General features: G+C 44.2%; 17 protein-coding genes. 9 read left to right on the plus strand and 8 right to left on the minus strand.

Annotated features, from left to right (window positions below):
• Positions 1–218: 218 nt before the first annotated feature.
• The 3 genes from NI470_RS01110 to NI470_RS01120 all read right to left on the minus strand — a co-directional run bounded on the left by NI470_RS01110 (position 219) and on the right by NI470_RS01120 (position 2,429).
• Entirely contained in the window at positions 219–473 is a 255-nt protein-coding gene (locus NI470_RS01110) for a YfhL family 4Fe-4S dicluster ferredoxin (RefSeq protein ID WP_004645588.1), read from the minus strand.
• A gap of 2 nt (positions 474–475) precedes the next feature.
• Positions 476–1,885, minus strand: coding sequence for a prephenate-dependent tRNA uridine(34) hydroxylase TrhP (trhP, locus tag NI470_RS01115; RefSeq protein ID WP_004645587.1), 1,410 nt, complete (start codon positions 1,883–1,885; stop codon positions 476–478).
• A gap of 133 nt (positions 1,886–2,018) precedes the next feature.
• On the minus strand, positions 2,019–2,429 hold the full coding sequence (locus NI470_RS01120) for a Cd(II)/Pb(II)-responsive transcriptional regulator (protein ID WP_004645586.1): 411 nt from the start codon (positions 2,427–2,429) through the stop codon (positions 2,019–2,021).
• Between the two features lie 86 nt (positions 2,430–2,515).
• Between NI470_RS01120 and NI470_RS01125 the strand changes: the two genes are divergently transcribed.
• The 3 genes from NI470_RS01125 to NI470_RS01135 all read left to right on the plus strand — a co-directional run bounded on the left by NI470_RS01125 (position 2,516) and on the right by NI470_RS01135 (position 3,763).
• The gene (locus NI470_RS01125) at positions 2,516–3,139 is read left to right on the plus strand and encodes a cation efflux transmembrane domain-containing protein (RefSeq protein ID WP_004645585.1); all 624 of its coding nucleotides are present in this window, start codon (positions 2,516–2,518) and stop codon (positions 3,137–3,139) included.
• Between the two features lie 171 nt (positions 3,140–3,310).
• Positions 3,311–3,562 carry a hypothetical protein gene (locus tag NI470_RS01130; RefSeq protein ID WP_004279009.1) on the plus strand — a complete coding sequence of 84 codons (252 nt, stop codon included), beginning with the start codon at positions 3,311–3,313 and terminating at the stop codon, positions 3,560–3,562.
• A gap of 18 nt (positions 3,563–3,580) precedes the next feature.
• Positions 3,581–3,763 (plus strand): YgdI/YgdR family lipoprotein, encoded by a 183-nt coding sequence (locus tag NI470_RS01135; RefSeq protein ID WP_004279008.1) that lies wholly within the window; start codon positions 3,581–3,583, stop codon positions 3,761–3,763.
• A 64-nt stretch (positions 3,764–3,827) separates the two neighbouring features.
• On the opposite strand, the gene NI470_RS01140 is transcribed toward NI470_RS01135, so the two are convergent.
• Positions 3,828–4,607 (minus strand): ferredoxin--NADP reductase, encoded by a 780-nt coding sequence (locus NI470_RS01140; protein WP_004279005.1) that lies wholly within the window; start codon positions 4,605–4,607, stop codon positions 3,828–3,830.
• 105 nt (positions 4,608–4,712) lie between these two features.
• Between NI470_RS01140 and tsaA the strand changes: the two genes are divergently transcribed.
• Positions 4,713–5,432 carry a tRNA (N6-threonylcarbamoyladenosine(37)-N6)-methyltransferase TrmO gene (gene tsaA, locus NI470_RS01145; protein ID WP_004645584.1) on the plus strand — a complete coding sequence of 240 codons (720 nt, stop codon included), beginning with the start codon at positions 4,713–4,715 and terminating at the stop codon, positions 5,430–5,432.
• A 1-nt stretch (position 5,433) separates the two neighbouring features.
• Here tsaA and NI470_RS01150 read toward each other — a convergent pair whose 3' ends face one another.
• Positions 5,434–6,684 carry an MgtC/SapB family protein gene (locus NI470_RS01150; RefSeq protein WP_004645583.1) on the minus strand — a complete coding sequence of 417 codons (1,251 nt, stop codon included), beginning with the start codon at positions 6,682–6,684 and terminating at the stop codon, positions 5,434–5,436.
• A gap of 209 nt (positions 6,685–6,893) precedes the next feature.
• On the opposite strand from NI470_RS01150, the gene tfpB reads away from it, so the two are divergent.
• From tfpB to NI470_RS01170, 4 genes are all read left to right on the plus strand, one after another.
• A complete protein-coding gene (gene tfpB, locus NI470_RS01155) occupies positions 6,894–8,651 on the plus strand; it encodes a type IV pilus assembly ATPase TfpB (RefSeq protein ID WP_253147566.1) in 1,758 nt (585 codons plus the stop codon).
• 93 nt (positions 8,652–8,744) lie between these two features.
• Positions 8,745–9,110, plus strand: a complete 366-nt coding sequence (locus NI470_RS01160; RefSeq protein ID WP_004645581.1) for a NirD/YgiW/YdeI family stress tolerance protein — start codon at positions 8,745–8,747, stop codon at positions 9,108–9,110.
• 135 nt (positions 9,111–9,245) lie between these two features.
• Positions 9,246–9,911 (plus strand): response regulator transcription factor, encoded by a 666-nt coding sequence (locus NI470_RS01165; RefSeq protein ID WP_004645580.1) that lies wholly within the window; start codon positions 9,246–9,248, stop codon positions 9,909–9,911.
• A 4-nt stretch (positions 9,912–9,915) separates the two neighbouring features.
• The gene (locus tag NI470_RS01170) at positions 9,916–11,250 is read left to right on the plus strand and encodes an ATP-binding protein (protein ID WP_253147565.1); all 1,335 of its coding nucleotides are present in this window, start codon (positions 9,916–9,918) and stop codon (positions 11,248–11,250) included.
• 75 nt (positions 11,251–11,325) lie between these two features.
• Here NI470_RS01170 and hemP read toward each other — a convergent pair whose 3' ends face one another.
• Positions 11,326–11,496 carry a hemin uptake protein HemP gene (hemP, locus tag NI470_RS01175; RefSeq protein WP_004645578.1) on the minus strand — a complete coding sequence of 57 codons (171 nt, stop codon included), beginning with the start codon at positions 11,494–11,496 and terminating at the stop codon, positions 11,326–11,328.
• A 138-nt stretch (positions 11,497–11,634) separates the two neighbouring features.
• On the opposite strand from hemP, the gene NI470_RS01180 reads away from it, so the two are divergent.
• A complete protein-coding gene (locus NI470_RS01180; protein ID WP_004645577.1) occupies positions 11,635–12,534 on the plus strand; it encodes an NUDIX domain-containing protein in 900 nt (299 codons plus the stop codon).
• Positions 12,535–12,592: 58 nt separating this feature from the next.
• Here NI470_RS01180 and NI470_RS01185 read toward each other — a convergent pair whose 3' ends face one another.
• Together NI470_RS01185 and mrcB are read right to left on the minus strand one after the other, a co-directional pair.
• Positions 12,593–13,138: a tetratricopeptide repeat protein gene (locus NI470_RS01185; protein ID WP_253147652.1), complete on the minus strand. Its 546-nt coding sequence runs from the start codon at positions 13,136–13,138 to the stop codon at positions 12,593–12,595.
• Between the two features lie 20 nt (positions 13,139–13,158).
• Positions 13,159–15,549: a penicillin-binding protein 1B gene (gene mrcB, locus NI470_RS01190; protein WP_071851693.1), complete on the minus strand. Its 2,391-nt coding sequence runs from the start codon at positions 15,547–15,549 to the stop codon at positions 13,159–13,161.
• Positions 15,550–15,568 lie beyond the last annotated feature (19 nt).

The following is a 15,568-nucleotide window of genomic DNA, read 5'->3' on the forward strand; positions in this document are numbered from 1 at the left end:
TGCTATATCTTATAAATACATTATTATCGCTTTATAGGAACTCAGGACGCTAACACCCGAGTTCCTTTTTTTATATTTATTATTGGAACAGCCAAAAGTGTCCCCACGCACTTTCAGCTGTTCCTTTCCTCTGCACAGTTTTTGTTTTTAACCCTTATTTTTATACTTTCCCCAAGGTTGTTTTTATATAAAGCAATGTTTATTCCATCGCTTCATTTTTAAGATTTAAATAAGTTCAAACCCTTAAATTTTTCCAGTAATTGTTCTTGTGTTTCCCGATACTCCGGATGTGGAACAATGCATTCAATCGGACAGACATCTACACAGGTCTGATGCTCATAAAAACCGACGCATTCTGTACAACGGTTCACATCAATTTCATAAACTTTCGCACCCTCATAAATCGCGTCATTTGGGCATTCCGGTAAACACATATCGCAATTGATGCATTTGTCGGTAATTAGTAGTGCCATATTTAACTCGCTTGATAAGCCAGTGAAGATGCCGAAATATCCATAGTCGAGCTTGGCAGATTACGAATCAGCAGGGCATATTGCATATCAACATCTGCCGGAACTGGAATCTCAACGATATGACCTGAACCTTTGGCGTCTTCGATCAGATTACCTTTTTTGTCTTTCATTTCGGTTAAATTGAAAGTGATATTGCCTTTAGTCGTCATCAGTTCGAGTGAGTCACCGACGATAAAACGGTTTTTCACATCGATCTTGATGTAATCTCCATTGCGCTCCAGTACTTCACCACAGAAAATTTGATGATCAAAACTGGAAGAACCATGTTCATAATTCTGATATTCACTATGCACATGGCGGCGTAGAAAACCTTCGGTATAACCACGATTCGCTAAGCCTTCCAATTGTGTCATCAGTGACGGATCAAAAGGTTTACCCGCAAGCGCATCATCAATCGCTTTACGGTAAATTTGAGCAGTACGGGCGCAATAGAAATAAGACTTGGTACGGCCTTCGATTTTCAGTGAATGCACACCCACTTTAGTTAAGCGCTCTACATGCTGGACTGCACGCAGATCTTTCGAGTTCATAAAATAAGTGCCGTGTTCATCTTCTTCTGCGGCAAACATATCTTCATCATTCCGCTGCAATAACACAGGCTCATCAAACTGATGTTGTTCTTGCATGTGTTGTTCGTCGGCATCTTTGGAGCAGCAGCCTGAATCCAGATTTTTCACTGGAATCACATCACCGGTTTCATCTTCCTTAGCATCCAGCACTTTATATTCCCAGCGGCAGGCATTGGTGCAGGCACCCTGATTGGCATCACGTTTGTTCATATAGCCTGACAGCATGCAACGGCCAGAATAGGCCATGCACAGTGCACCATGAACAAAGACTTCAATCTCCATATCGGGCACTTGCTGTTTGATTTCTGCAATTTCTTCAATCGACAATTCACGTGACAGAATCACGCGGGTCAGGCCCATATTTTTCCAGAATTTCACGGTTGCCCAGTTCACGGCATTGGCCTGAACAGACAAGTGAATATCCATCTCTGGAAAATGTTCACGCACCAGCATGATCAGACCTGGATCGGACATGATCAACGCATCTGGCTGCATCGCCACTACAGGCGCTAAATCACGAATAAAATTTTTCAGCTTGGAGTTATGTGGCTGGATATTGACCACCACATAGAACTTTTTGCCGAGTTCATGTGCTTCTTTAATGCCAATGGCGAGATTGTCATGGTCAAATTCATTATTCCGAACCCGCAAGCTATAACGCGGCTGACCGGCATAGACTGCATCTGCACCATAAGCAAAGGCATAGCGCATATTTTTCAGTGAGCCAGCAGGTGAGAGAAGTTCGGTAACAGTGGTAATGCTCATGATCAAATCGAAAGACATATAAAAAGTACGGTTTTATTCTAATCATCTGGAATTTGGATTCAACCTAGTAAATCACTCGGAAATACGCCATTTTGAGGTAAAACAAAGTTTTATTTTAAGTAGAGAATCCTCCATAAAATGTCTTCAACATTCAATCATTTTCAGGGTTTTCAAGCGTTTTTAAAATCTGGCAATGATCAATGGTGGTCGGGGTATTGCAACTTTCTCTCAGTGTGATCAGTTGCTGTTCAAATATCTGTAATTCTTTAATTTTATTTGAAATATCCGAAAGATGTTGATCAATCAGCTGGTTGACGGCATAGCACTCCTGCTCAGGATTTTGTTCAAGTTGAATCAGGGTTTCAATCTCTTTTAACGACATGTCCAAGGCCCGACAACGCTTGATAAAAAGCAGTCTTTTTAATGCGTCTTCACCATAATAACGATACTGATTACTTGCTCGAAAATTCGGCTGAATAAAGCCTTTTTTCTCATAAAAACGTAAGGTATCGGTGCTTAGACCAGTCTTTTTGGCCATTTCTGAAATCAAATAAACTGACATATCGTCCTCATGCTTGACCTTGGAGTTAGTCCATAGTTTCTAATCAATTTATCGTATTTTAGATAAAAAATCATCGGGGGAGTTATATGGCCTGTAGTTGTAGTCCTGAACCGGCACCCATCAAGCCCAACAGCAAATTTAGAGCAGCGCTATGGATTGCCTTGCTGGTAAACTTCACTTTATTTGTAGTGGAGCTGATCGGTGGTGCATATGCACATTCATCAGCCTTGTGGGCAGACGCGCTAGATTTCTTTGGTGATGCCGTCAATTACGGGATTTCTTTGGCTGTACTTGGTGCGAGTCTGTATTGGCGGGCAACAGTCGCTTTGGTAAAGGGAATGACCATGGCATTGTTTGGTCTGGTAGTGATTGGCAAAGTGATTTACGCCTATCTGCAAGGCATTCCACCTGAAGCACTGACAATGGGCCTGATTGGTGTACTGGCCTTAGTAGCGAATGTATTTACAGCAGCAATTCTTTATGCTTTTCGTGAAGGTGATTCCAATATGCGGTCGGTCTGGCTCTGTAGTCGCAATGATGCAATTGGCAACTTTGCGGTCATTTTGGCAGCCGTAGGCGTATTTGGTACAGGCAGTCTTTGGCCGGATGTTATTGTGGCTGTAATTATCGCTACACTCGGCATCACATCAGGTTATCAAGTGATTAAGCAGTCTCTGGAAGAAAGATCACTTAAACATAAATCCAGCTAATTTTTATATTTAAAGCTGTCCTGCAGGGCAGCTTTTTATTTATTTCCATTTTTATAATATTTGAAAAATAAAGCTTTACAAATAAACAAATTAAATTAGAATCTCTGGCGAAATTCAGAAAATATACATAAATTTTAATAATTTAGTTTTTTGCATCGTGCGAGGGTTAATGTGAATTTAATTAAAATTTTTTCAATATTGGCAATATCGGGGCTAGCCGCTTGTAGTTCCAAAGTCGTGACTTATGATGCAACAGGAAAAATCATCGGTTCATGTATGGCGACGCGTGGCCTACTTTCGACCGCAAGTGCACATTGTAGTGGTTCAGGCGATGCCTTAGGTGTGAATTACAATACGCCAGATGCGAATACAGGCCTGTTACCAACGCCACCAAGTCAAAATCAGATTAATTTAAAACCGTAAATAATAAAGGGGAATATCATGAAATTATCAGCACTTATTGCACTTGTAGCGACTGTTGTATTGACGGGCTGTGCATCGTCAGTAACTACATTTGACTCTCATGGCCGTATGATTGGTTCATGTAAAGCGCAAACGGGTTTCATCATTGCAGGTGGCGCAGGCTGTTCAGGTTCTGCAAACCAGGAAGGTCGCGATCGTTAATTATTTAGTGATGGTTCCAATAAAAAACCGGACTTAAAAGTCCGGTTTTTTAGTTTAGCAAATCTTATTTTTCTACGAATGCACGTTCAATCACGTAGTCACCTAGAACGCCCATTTTTGGAGATTCTTTCAGACCGTGTTGGTCAAGAAGCGCAGCAACGTCATCTAGGAATGCCGGGCTACCACATAACATGGCACGGTCAGTTTCCGGGTTGAAACGTGGCAGACCGATTTTTTCAAACAGTTCGCCGGTTTCAATCGCAGTGGTTACACGACCTTGATTTGGATATTCTTCACGGGTTACGGTTGGGTAATATACCAATTTTTCTTTCGCGCCGAGTTCAGAGAAGAATTCATGATTCGGCACTTCATTCAGGATCAAATCTTGATAAGCCAGTTCTGAAATGAAACGGGTACCGTGAACCACGATGATTTTTTCAAAACGCTCGTAAGTTTCTGGATCGCGAATAGTCGACAGGAACGGTGCAAGACCAGTACCAGAAGAAAGCAGATACAAATTCTTACCTGGGTTTAAGTCATCAAGTACCAGTGTACCTGTTGGCTTTTTAGACACCAAAATGTCATCGCCGACTTTGACTTTCTGTAAAATCGAAGTCAGTGGACCATCCGGCACTTTAATTGAGAAAAACTCTAACTCTTCTTCGTAGTTGGCGCTTGCAATTGAATATGCGCGCATTAACGGCTTGCCATTGACTTCAAGGCCGATCATTACAAACTGACCGTTTTTAAAACGCAAAGCAGTGTCACGAGTCGTTTTAAAAGAGAATAAAGTATCATTCCAGTGGTGGACGTGAGTAATCTTTTCGACGTTAAAAGCAGCCATTAAAGGTCTCAATAAATTATCAAATTAGAACAGCTTGCTATTCTAATCTAAATTCATTCTCGATAAACTGAATATATTTAATTGAGCTTATCAAAAAAAGTGATGATGACTGAACTTGCGCTGCCGATTATTGGTTATATGCGTTCTCCCTATAAAGAAAAATTTGGTATTCCTCGTCAGCCGAATCTGGTTCAGGTCGAAAGCTATATCGAAATGGTCGGACCTTATAATGACCTGCTCGCCTTTGAGGGAATTGAAGAATTCAGTCATCTTTGGCTGGTCTGGCAATTTCATGACAATAAAAACCAGCACAACAGCCAGTTTCGTCCACAAGTGCGTCCACCGCGTTTGGGCGGTAACAAGAAAATAGGCGTGTTTGCTACGCGCAGCATGTATCGTCCATCACCGATAGGTTTATCTGTGGTCAAACTCCAAGAAGTGAAAAAGGTGGGCAAGCATGTTCGGGTGTATGTGACAGGGAGTGATTTGCTGGATGGCACGCCGATTTTCGATATCAAACCTTATATTCAATATTCGGATGCCATCATTGAAGCACAAAGCGGTTATGCACAGGATGAACCACCACGTAAAACCGTCATTTGGAGCGATGAAGCGGAGCAGCAAAAGCAACAATTACTAGGAAATGGAAAAATTTCTGTGCAGACTATTCAGGAACTGGAAGCTGTCTTATCTTTAGATCCAAGACCTGCATATCAGGAAGATGAAGAACGGGTATATGGGATGAAGTTTGCAAATGTTGATATCCATTTCAAAATTCATGCTCAGCAAGTGCTAATTGTTGCTATCCAGCATATTCCTTCCTAGATTATAGGTTCCACCACAAAACCCCAATCAACACTGCCATATGCAAAATCTGCACAGGCGCAAAATAAAGGACAAACTTCCAGCCACCGGTCAAAGCTGCATTGGCTGACTTGGCCAGGGCATGAGCACCCAGACCTAAAAGCAGGGCATAAATCAGACGCATATTTGAAGGATCGCCTTGAACGACGACACTGGCCATCGCGGCATGAATCTCGAATAAAGAGGCGAGCAAGGTCCCGGCCAGTAAGCCGGCATCCCCGAGCCAGACCTCCAGTCCGTAAACTCCAGCCTGAATCAATGTTAATGTGACTGCAATAATCACAGCTTCTTTTAAGCTGAACATCTGGCTGTCTGACGATTCCATGCTCGGCGCAGGTTTTGCCTTGCGCAATAATAAAAATGCACAGGCTGCCAGAAGGATTACGGCAACTAAAGAGGGCAAGAGCAGGATTTTAAGCCAGCTCCAGGATACGCCCCCGATCACAATCAATAGCAACACAATAGTCGAGATACAGGACATCAGTGCGGCGCCGGCATTCGATCGTGCATCCATTTCACCTTTACGGACCTGTAAGCCCAACTGTGCGATGGTGGCTGTACTGGAAACAAAACCGGAAGCGATGGAGGACAGCATCAGGGCATTTTTAGTCGAGAAAAAGCGTTTCGCAATATGCGCCAAAGCTTGTACCACTAAAATTAAGGTCAGTAATTTTAAAATAAGATAAGGGTTAAGCACTTCGCCCCAAAAAGGCCGGTCAGGGGTCAGCGGCAGACCAATCAAAATTAAGGCCAGTAATAATAGTCCATCCCTAAATTCGGCTTCTTTAATCCATTTTCCGGCAATGTTGTGCATGGTATGTTTGGCCATCAAAATACCGGTTAAGAGCACAGAAAGACCGGCTGCCAGAGGAATATTCCACAAACACATGGCGCCAATAAAATAGGTCATCACAAATGCAAGCTCTGTGGTAATGCCCGGGTCATCTGGCTGATTTTTGATGGATAAAATGACCATACCACCCACGATCAAAGCACCTATTACAGCAATCACGATTCCAAACAGGAAACACAGTGCACCCAATAAAGCACAGATTGCAAAGGAACGTAAGCCGGCAAAACTCGGTTGCTGCTCACGTTGTTTATGTCGTTCCCGCTCCAGACCAATCAATAGGCCGCAGCCCAATGCCGAGGTGAGTATCGTGAGCAGTTCATGAAAAGAATGCGCATGCAGGGGAACCGCAGTCAAATCCATCTGTGACCTCAGCAAGCTAAGAGTTGATTATTTAAAAATATATGTGATGAGATCAGGTTTGCATAGATCAAAAATGTTGCAGTAGTGATCAAATCCATTCTTTACTTTCTTTTTGAGATTGAAATAGAAACGTACATTCGATAGGTCGGGAGCATGCGAAAAACTGCAAAAACTTGTTATAGTGGAGGCAAGTTTGGGGACTGATAATAATGAAATTTGACTTTGAAATTGATACGGCATGGTGTCTAGACCAACTCTTTAAAGACGGTAAAATCAGTGAACGCGACCGGATGCTGGTACAGACCACTCATCGGCAACGTGAACAATTAAAATGGCACCCTTTACAGTGGATTGCCAACTTTAATCTGGTCGATCAGTCCCATCCTCAAACGACGTTGACCCTGAACCGTTTATGTCAGTGGCTGGCAGAAAAAACCGGATTGATGTTCTATATCATTGATCCGCTCAAAGCTGATGTACAGGCATTGACCCATGTCATGTCGCAGGAATATGCACTGCGCAACCGTATTCTGGCAGTAGAAATACAGGCAGACAAAGTTCTGATCGCTACGGATCAGCCTTATAAAACCGAATGGGTGTCGAATCTTGAGCAAAATATTTCCCCGAAAAAAATACAACGGGTATTACTCAATCCGGAACAGTTACAACGTTATATTACTGAATATTATCAGGTCAGTCGCGCAGTCAGTGGTTCACAAAAATCGTCTGCTTATGACCGAGAAAATAAAGGTGTAGAAGCCTTATTACAATTGGGTGATTCACAGAATCCGGATGCCAATGACCAGCATATTGTCAAACTGGTGGACTGGGTGCTGCAATTTGCCTTTGAACAAGGTGCCAGTGATATTCATATGGAACCGCGTAAAGATACGGGCAAGATCCGTTTCAGGATTGATGGCGTACTGCATACGATTTACAACATGCCGGCCAATACATTGACCGCCGTCATTTCCCGGATCAAGATTTTGGGCCGGATGAATGTGGCGGAAAAACGTAAACCACAGGATGGTCGACTGAAAACCCGGACGCCGAAAGGACAGGAAACTGAACTGCGTCTGTCGACCTTGCCGACCGCCTTTGGTGAAAAACTGGTAATGCGTATTTTCGATCCGGAAGTACTGGTGAGAAATTTTCAGCAACTTGGCTTTGAAGGTCATCTGCTGAATGACTGGAACAATCTGACCAGTCATAGTCATGGCATTATTCTGGTGACAGGCCCAACGGGTTCCGGTAAAACTACTACGCTTTATTCAACCTTGAAGCAGCTGGCGACTGAACAGGTCAACGTCTGTACCATTGAAGACCCGATCGAGATGCTGGAACCTAGCTTTAACCAGATGCAGGTCAATAATGGTATTGATCTCGGTTTTGCTGACGGCGTGCGCGCACTAATGCGTCAGGACCCGGACATTATCATGGTCGGGGAAATTCGTGATCAGGATACTGCCAATATGGCGATTCAGGCAGCATTGACTGGTCATCTGGTTCTCTCAACTTTACATACCAATGATGCGCCGTCGAGTCTGACCCGTCTGCATGATCTGGGCGTACAGCCATTTTTGACAGCAGCAACCATCTTGGGTGTTCTGGCTCAACGTCTGGTGCGTAAACTCTGCCCGCATTGCAAGCAGGAAAGCTTCCTGAATGAACAGGAATGGCAGCATCTGGCAGCCGATTATCCTTTGCCGCGACCGGAATTTGTCTTTAAGGCGGTGGGCTGCGAAGAATGCCGGCATACCGGCTATAAAGGCCGTATTGGGATTTATGAGTTTATGCCACTGAGTCTGACCACTAAACAGCTGATTGGTGCCGATGCTAATCTGAACCAGCTGCGTCAGCAGGCTAAAAAAGAAGGGGTAGAGCCGCTCAGAATTGCCGGGGCGCGTAAGATTCTGGAAGGTGTGACCACGCTTGAGGAAGTCCTGAGAGTGGTGCCCTTAAATTAACTTTAAAAATGAAGCAATCTTAAGATTCAATTCATCTTCGGCTGTTTTAATAGCATCATCGAAACAAGGCAAGACTTTAAAGAGGTAACTGCGATGAAAATGATGATAAATACGGTTTTGGCAGCTGCATTGATGGGTTCTATCGCGACGGCTACGATAGCAAGTAGCGACACTGCTGTGAATCAGGCTGCTTTTGCTAAATCGACCACAGTCAAACAGGCACTGGCCATGAAAGATGACAGTAAGGTTCAGCTTAAAGGTTATGTCGTGAAAGCGGTCGGTGATGAAAAATACCAGTTCCGAGACAGCACAGGAACTATTACTGTTGAGATTGATGATGAACTTTGGCAAGGCAAACCGATTTCAGCCAAAACACCGGTAATCATCACAGGTGAAATCGACATTGATTATAAACCGGCAAAACGTGTTGAAATTGAGGTTGATCAGGTTCGTTTCTAATATCGCCTGATTTGCTGAAATCAATTTGAACACAGCGACAAAAAACCACATGCAAGTTACCAAAAAGCATGTGGTTTTTTTGAGTCTGGAACTTTTTCAAGGCAAGATAGAACAAGGAAGCAAACGGAGCAGAATATGCGTATTCTTTTGGCGGAAGATGATCAGTCTCAGGCAGACAGTATCCAGACTTGGCTGGAAATGGACGGTTATGTGATTGATCGGGTAGAGCGTGGTGATCATGCGATCCTAGCGATTGAGCAGCATAAATATGACTGTATTCTGCTGGATCGTGGCCTGCCGAATGCCACTGGAGATGACATTCTGAAAATTTTGCGCAGCCAACATCAAGATACGCCGGTGATTTTTATTACGGCCAAAGACAGTATTGATGACCGGGTTGAAGGTCTGGATTTAGGCGCGAATGATTATCTGGTCAAACCTTTTAGTCTGGAAGAACTTTCGGCCCGAGTTCGTGCCCAACTCAGACAGAAACAGCAAACACCGAATCATATCCTGCAATGGCAGGATCTCAGTCTGGACACTCAAGCCAAGACCCTAACTAAAGAAGGTCAAGCTGTGAATCTGACTGCGAAGGAATTTCAAATTCTATACAAGCTGATGCAGCAGCCTGAACATATTGTCACCCGTGAACAGCTGGAAGAATCGCTGTACGCCTGGGGCGATGAAATTGAAAGTAATGCCATTGAAGTATTTATCTATCAGCTGCGTAAAAAAATTGGCAGCCAGATGATCAAGACCATTCGTGGCTTGGGCTATCGTATGCATAAGGCTGAGGCTTAACCCCATGTCGGCTGCTATTTCCCTGCAAACCCGGCTGATCAAACATGCACTGTTTAGTTCCATCTTGGCTGGAGTATTGGCCTGGCTGCTGTTATTGGGAATTTCCAGTTATCAGGCCAGTCAGTTGCATGATGAATTAATGGAGCAAATTTCTGAGTTACTGCTTGGCGATGTTACCCAGGCCAAAGACGCCCAAGTCGATGAACTCAGTGAACAGTTTGATATCCAGTATGCCTTGTTGCTGGATCAACAGGTACTGACAACTTCGATTGATGATGAATTAATTAATACCATTCCAAAAGCACGGAACAACGGCTTCCAGTTTGCTTATGAGAATGGTCGTTTTATCCGGATACTGACTGCGGAAGATGACGACCTTCAGGTCAAAATCGTACAGCCACTTTCAGTACGTTTCGATGAACTCTGGCAAACTACTTTGGGCTTTGCCGGGATCTTATTCACTTTATGGCTAGTGCAATGGCTGATTCTAAGGGTCTCGGTCAAACGCCAGTTACGGCCATTAAACAAGATTTCGCGTGCCATTGGTTCCAAGACTGCTCAGGATCTGAGTCCTATTAAAACACCTGACCCTGAAATCACTGAACTGCAACCGATCATTCGTCAGCTGAATGCCATGCTCGGCCGGCTGGAGAAATCACTGGCTGCTGAACAGCGTTTTACTGCAGATGCTTCACATGAGCTGCGTTCGCCACTGTCTGCGATTCAAATGCGTCTACAGGTTTTAAAACGCAAATATCAAGATGATGCACAGCTCCCTCAGGCATTACAGTTGATCCAAAATGATGTCAACCGCGGCACGCAGGTACTGGAAAATTTACTTTTACTGGCACGACTCGATCCGGAGCGAACAGGGCAATTAGCAACGCAAACGATTAATCTTAAGAATCTGGTTCAGGAGGCTTTGCAGGCCTTGCAGCCTTTTGCAGAAGAAAAAGACATTCATTGGAATCTAAAACTTGAGGATGCTGTGATCGAAGCGAATCCAGAACTGATTTTTAGTTGTATTCGCAATCTGGTCGACAATGCGATCCGTTATACGCCGCAACAGGGACAGGTCGAGATCCGAACAGTTATTGAGCAGCATCAGATACAGTTACTGATTGAAAACTCAGGAGAGGGGATTGCTGATGAGGTACTGGAACGTTTAGGTGAACGTTTTTATCGGGCTTTGGGTACGCGAACTCAGGGTTCAGGTCTAGGTCTGTCCATTTGCCAGAAAATTATGGCACTGCATGCAGCTAAAATTGACTATGCGCCGTCGGACTTGGGTGGACTTAAAGTGTCATTGAGTTTTGAGCCTGATGGCAAAATCTCATGATTAGAAGATTAAAAAGCAGTATGCGCTGATTCATACTGCTGCTTCCCACGTTTGTTATTATTAGAACTGATTTAATTATTTGGTCAGAATAAGACGGTTATTGCGGGTCAGACGCAAGCGGTATTCTTCGCCGGCATGCATGATCCGGATTTCACGACCCAGTGCAAACAGATTGTTGGAGTGCAGCATTGGCAAGGCATGGTGAGTATCATTGTTACGGGTGAATAGGCTAAATGGGGCGTTCATTCCGTCGACTCCGTGGTGTGTTTTGGATTGATTTAAATGATAATCATTATCGAATAGATCTGTCAACGAAATATTGAGCAATTTATAAAAAACTCTAATTTGCTTACAATCTGTAAAACTTTAACGGTTCTGTACATCATGACTAAAGCTACGATTCATGTCGCAATTGCGCTTTTATTTTATCAAAATCAGGTTCTCGTCGGCTGGCGTGAGGCCAAGCAGCATCAGGGCAATAAATATGAATTTCCAGGCGGAAAAGTTGAACAGGGCGAATTACCAGTCGAGGCATGTCGCCGCGAAGTGATGGAAGAGGTCGGCGTTGATATCGAATGCTGGCATGCCTCTGATTTTATCTCCCATGAATATGAAGATCTCATTGTCAATTTGCATATTTTCCATGCTTCAGTACAGCCTGCTCAACTGGCTGAAATCAAACAGCCCTGGCGCTGGTACAGTCGGGAAGAACTTGGACAGCTGAATTTTCCGAAAGCCAATCAGTCCATGATCCAAAAGCTGCAATGGCCGCAGCGCATCAAGATAGCTGAAGATCTGGATATTTTATCAAGTCTGGATACAGATCAAATGTTGTATTGGCGCGTGGAAGCAACGCCTGAATGGATCATGCAATTACAGCAATATCCGGTAGATCAACTCTCCAAGTTAATCATTAATCAGCAGCTTTGGTCACAACTGAATGAATTGCAGCAGCAGACGATTTGCACGATTCATCTAAAACAGAATCAACTGATGAACTTGAAACAAAGTGAATTGAAATCTGGCTATCGTTATCTAGCGGCTTGTCATGACCTGACCGCTTTAATGCATGCAGAACAGATCGGCTGTGAAGCGGCTTTACTGAGTCCGGTACTAGCGACCGCAACGCATCCGGACACACCTGCGCTAGGCTGGGAGCAATTCAAGCAAATGGCAGAGCAGGTACAGATTCCGGTTTTTGCTTTGGGCGGAATGAAAGCTGAAGAACTCGATTATGCAAAAAGCCAGCATGCTTATGGCATTGCCGGCATTCGCTATATTTAAACACTTTATTTAGAAAATAAACTTTCTATTGGTAAGTCAGTTTCTATAGAAAATTATCTTAAAGCTTTTTCAGTGCCTGTTGAGCTTGCTGAATCGCTTTGGCATTTTTCCGCAACTGAGCAGATTTAAGGCGCACTTGCCAAAGCTGCTTTTTCATGACACTAGATTGTGCATAACTCAGGCCACGTAAGGCAAAAGCATCGGCGCTTGCTGGCTGATTTTTACGGTTGGCGATCATGCCCAAGTATAAATAGGTTTCTGGTGCGTGAGGGGCCAGTCGCTGTGCCTGAGTTGCAGCAGCTTCAGCTTGAGCAAATTGCTGCTTGGTATAGGCCTGCTGGGTTTGCTGCATCAGACTCTTGAAGGCCGGCAGATTACGTCCATCATCAAACTTTTGGCTTTTCGGCTTCTGTTCAGGAATGACAATTTTCTGACGTTTGATGTCAGGACGGTCATAAGGCGTAATCACAACGCCGTCTGGTGTTTTTGCCTTAGGTTTTTCCGTCGCAGGCTTGGCAGGGCTAACTGGCTTTTCTGGCTCAGAGATACTTTGGCAGCCCACCAGACTGAGGATGAGCAAACCAGGGAGGATTTTTCTTAACATAAACATAAACATAAACTCAATTAATGGCTATAACTTCCACTGGCGATAATACGGGTTTCGCTCTCAAGATCGCGTTCTATTTCTGTTTCACTTTCTTGTATGTAGCGACTCATATCATCCTGTTCAGCATCAGATGGCGCAGGTTCTGAATCAATATCATAAGGTTCCGTCGCATAGTGCGAGATGCCGCAGGCAGTCGCCTGATTTGGCAGGGCATGACGCGAAATCGGGATATACATGGCGCCTTCACAGCCTTGTGCAGACAATAAACCAGTATAACGATCCAGCCAATGCCATTCGATTTCATTCGGCTGTGGCAGATTCACCGGTTTCTGGCGCAACTGTTTCATGACATTGGTCCAAACGGGCAGGGCACCTGAAGAACCGGTTAAGCCAGTGACTTTGTTGTCATCCAGACCGAGCCAAACCACGGTCATATAATTACCTGAGTATCCGGCAAACCATGAGTCACGGCTGTCATTCGTAGTACCGGACTTACCAGCAAGATTCAGACTGCGTGGTAAGCTGTTATAGGCTGCACGACCTGTACCATTCGACATGACCTGTTGTAAGCCATAATTCAGGGCATAAGCAGAAGCTGGATCAATGGTCGGTTGTACACTCAGGCTATAACGATCCAGAGAGCGGCCGTTGGCATCCACCACAGAGCGGATGGCTTTGGTTGGGTATTTAAAGCCGCCTGTAGCAAAGTTGCCGTAAATATTCATCACTTCCATCGGGGACATATCTACCGCACCCAAGTAAATCGATGGATAAGATGGAATATCTGAGGTCACACCAAATTTTTTCAGATGATTAATAAAGGTGGACAGACCAAATTCTTGTGCTAAACGCACAGTGGACAGGTTATAAGATTGCGATAAGGCTTGTGACATTGGAATGACACCATGTCCGCGACCACTATAGTTTTTCGGCGTCCAGGTTTTGCCATCACTCTTGATGCTGATTTCACTGTCTTCAATTGGGCTTGCCCAGTGATAACGGTTCGATTCCAGGGCACTCAGGTAGATCACCGGTTTTAGCAGGGAACCGACTTGACGCTTGGCATCGACTGCACGGTTAAAGCCGGTAAAATCTTGAGTCGAACCCACCGCGGCCACCAGCTCACCATTTTCCGGATGCGATACCAATACTGCGCCCTGTAAATCTTTCAGGCGACCTGGATTGGATTTACTTAAACGCGCCACCGTCTCTTTAAAGCTGTCCTGAATTCTGGTTTGGGCTAAAGGATCTAAAGTGGTGAAAATTCGCAGACCCTGATTGGTCAGATCGGTTTCCTGATAATCTGTGCGTAATTGACGACGTACGATATCCAGAAAATCCGGGAAGCGGGCAGGGCCTAAAGTCGGTTTGGAAATGACATTTAACGGACGTGCGGTTTCTTTTTCATATTGTTCCTGAGTCAGATAGCCCATCACCAGCATATTATTCAGAACGATATCACGACGTTTTTTCGCACTTTCAGGATTGCGCCATGGATTATATAGGCTTGGACCTTGGACTAAACCCACCAGAAATGCTTGCTGGGAAATATTCAGTTCACGCAGTGGCAGGCCAAAATAAAACTGCGATGCCAGACCATAACCATTAATGGAGTAGTTACCATTCTGGCCCAGATTTACCTCATTCAGATAAGCTTCCAGAATTTCATTTTTGTCATAATGCAATTCAATCAGCATCGCCATAAAGGCTTCATTCACTTTACGTTTTAAAGTGCGCTCAGGGGTCAAATAGAAATTTTTAACCAATTGCTGGGTCAAGGTTGAACCACCCTGACGTTTACCACCGGTAATATTGCTGACCACGGCACGTGCAATACCACGCGGTGAAACCCCATGATGCTCATAGAACTTACGATCTTCGGTCGCGATCAGCGCTTCGATCAAGGGCTTAGGCACTTTATTTAGCTTAATCAGCACACGGTCTTCGTTATGTTGCGGATAAATCCCGCCTATTAATAAAGGTTCTAAACGCGCAATCCCGCTTGAAGAGGGTTTGGTCGCGCTGACTTCTGCAATCTGTTCACCGCTGAAACTGACTTTCAATATTTGTTCCGGTTCAACCCGGTCACCAAAATCAAAGCCGCGTGTATGCACATACAGGGTATTGCCAGTGCTGACAAAGTTGCCTGATTTAGTATAACTATCCGAATTTTTATAACCGAGTAATTTTAATTCTTGTTGGAAATCCTGCAGGCTGACTGGGGCATTCACGTACACTTCCATCGGACGTGCGAAGACCTTGGCCGGAATATCCCAGCGCTGACCTTCAAACTTGTCGCGTACAATATTGTCTAATCTAATCAAATAGATACTAAATGCTACAAAGATAGAAATGACAATAATAGAAAAAATTAAGGCAAGAAACCCCATGCCACGTTCAGATTTCATAAATACTTATAAGATCCTG

The organism is Acinetobacter lwoffii (assembly GCF_024129115.1).
GTDB classification, from domain to species: Bacteria; Pseudomonadota; Gammaproteobacteria; order Pseudomonadales; family Moraxellaceae; genus Acinetobacter; species Acinetobacter lwoffii_T.

Coding starts and splice junctions, on each gene's coding strand:
- NI470_RS01110 (WP_004645588.1), bottom strand. CDS start 473: ATGGCACTACTAATTACCGACAAATGCATCAATTGCGATATGTGTTTA.
- trhP (WP_004645587.1), bottom strand. CDS start 1,885: ATGTCTTTCGATTTGATCATGAGCATTACCACTGTTACCGAACTTCTC.
- NI470_RS01120 (WP_004645586.1), bottom strand. CDS start 2,429: ATGTCAGTTTATTTGATTTCAGAAATGGCCAAAAAGACTGGTCTAAGC.
- NI470_RS01125 (WP_004645585.1), top strand. CDS start 2,516: ATGGCCTGTAGTTGTAGTCCTGAACCGGCACCCATCAAGCCCAACAGC.
- NI470_RS01135 (WP_004279008.1), top strand. CDS start 3,581: ATGAAATTATCAGCACTTATTGCACTTGTAGCGACTGTTGTATTGACG.
- NI470_RS01140 (WP_004279005.1), bottom strand. CDS start 4,607: ATGGCTGCTTTTAACGTCGAAAAGATTACTCACGTCCACCACTGGAAT.
- tsaA (WP_004645584.1), top strand. CDS start 4,713: ATGACTGAACTTGCGCTGCCGATTATTGGTTATATGCGTTCTCCCTAT.
- NI470_RS01150 (WP_004645583.1), bottom strand. CDS start 6,684: ATGGATTTGACTGCGGTTCCCCTGCATGCGCATTCTTTTCATGAACTG.
- tfpB (WP_253147566.1), top strand. CDS start 6,894: ATGAAATTTGACTTTGAAATTGATACGGCATGGTGTCTAGACCAACTC.
- NI470_RS01160 (WP_004645581.1), top strand. CDS start 8,745: ATGAAAATGATGATAAATACGGTTTTGGCAGCTGCATTGATGGGTTCT.
- NI470_RS01165 (WP_004645580.1), top strand. CDS start 9,246: ATGCGTATTCTTTTGGCGGAAGATGATCAGTCTCAGGCAGACAGTATC.
- NI470_RS01170 (WP_253147565.1), top strand. CDS start 9,916: ATGTCGGCTGCTATTTCCCTGCAAACCCGGCTGATCAAACATGCACTG.
- hemP (WP_004645578.1), bottom strand. CDS start 11,496: ATGAACGCCCCATTTAGCCTATTCACCCGTAACAATGATACTCACCAT.
- NI470_RS01180 (WP_004645577.1), top strand. CDS start 11,635: ATGACTAAAGCTACGATTCATGTCGCAATTGCGCTTTTATTTTATCAA.
- NI470_RS01185 (WP_253147652.1), bottom strand. CDS start 13,138: ATGTTAAGAAAAATCCTCCCTGGTTTGCTCATCCTCAGTCTGGTGGGC.
- mrcB (WP_071851693.1), bottom strand. CDS start 15,549: ATGAAATCTGAACGTGGCATGGGGTTTCTTGCCTTAATTTTTTCTATT.